This window comes from Mesorhizobium sp. M0047 (assembly GCF_040323315.1).
GTDB lineage: Bacteria > Pseudomonadota > Alphaproteobacteria > Rhizobiales > Rhizobiaceae > Mesorhizobium.
The window spans coordinates 1-1,042 of the sequence record NZ_JAMYUW010000107.1; the positions used below are offsets into that span (position 1 = coordinate 1).

At 58.7% G+C, this 1,042-nt stretch carries 1 protein-coding gene; it reads right to left on the bottom strand.

All coding sequences use genetic code 11. From position 1 onward, the window contains the following. On the bottom strand, positions 1 to 870 hold an 870-nt coding region (gene istA, locus NKJ89_RS35570; protein ID WP_352609071.1), incomplete at its 3' end, for an IS21 family transposase. Between the last annotated feature and the right edge of the window lie 172 nt (positions 871 to 1,042).

Sequence of the window (1,042 nt, forward strand, 5' to 3'; positions counted from 1 at the left end):
ATTGAGATCAGCAAGGCTGAAGAAGCGTTCGTTTCGAAGCCTGGCCAGCACCCACCTCTCGACGATTAAAACTGAACCTTCGGCGGAGGGCTTATCCCGAGGACGTTTTGGCCGCGCTGGCAGGATGGTCGTATCGTAGTGCTCGGCGAAGGCGGCGAAGGTCGCATTTAACGTCGGCTCGAACCAAAGAGCCTTGGCAACCGCGGATTTGAGATTGTCGCAGATCGTCGTCTTCGTCGCGCCGCCGAAGTAACTGAAGGCCCGTTGGTTCGCTTCGATCCAATCCGGCAGCTTCTGGCTGAAGCTCGCATAAGAGAACGTCAATTGAGACGCGCTCAGCACCGCGACGTAAATCTGCGCTGCGCGGATCTCTCCTGTCGACGGGTCGATGACGGGGATCGTGTGGCCAGCATAGTCGCACTCCATGGCGACGCCAGCAACGTGCCGGCTGCGATAGCTGGGTTTGACGCGGCTTTCGTATTCGGCAAAACGGCAGCAGAACCAGGTGTAGCCATAGCCGTCCAGATGGCTCTCACGATATTCCTGCCACAGCAGATTGAGCGTCACGCCCTTGCGCTTCAGCTCGCTGGCAATCTTCGGCCAGTCCGGCTCATCGATGTCACGCGGCGGCCGTCCCATCCGGCGAAAGAGCCGTCGCTCCAGAACCTCGTCATCGTCCAGTCCAGGGGGCAGCGGCCAGACCGCAAGTCCGGCTTCCCGTGCCCGCAGCAGATACGTCGATACCGACGTCTTGCTGATCTTCAAACGCTCCGAAACGGCCCGCACAGGGAGTTCCTGCTCGAACGTCAGCCGCAGTATCGATCGGATGTCCTTCACGCTCGTATGTCTCGCTCGCTTCCGTCTCGGCATTGATGTCCTCGCTTCGAATACGAGGGCAAAATGCCAGATCGGCGCTCACGAAAATCGACCTAATTCCGCCGCCTGTTTTGTCCGCGACTTACTGAAATCCCTGTCCCGAACTTACTGAAATCCGTGTCCGCGACTTACTGAATTCCTTGTCCGGGACTTTGCGAAACCCGCA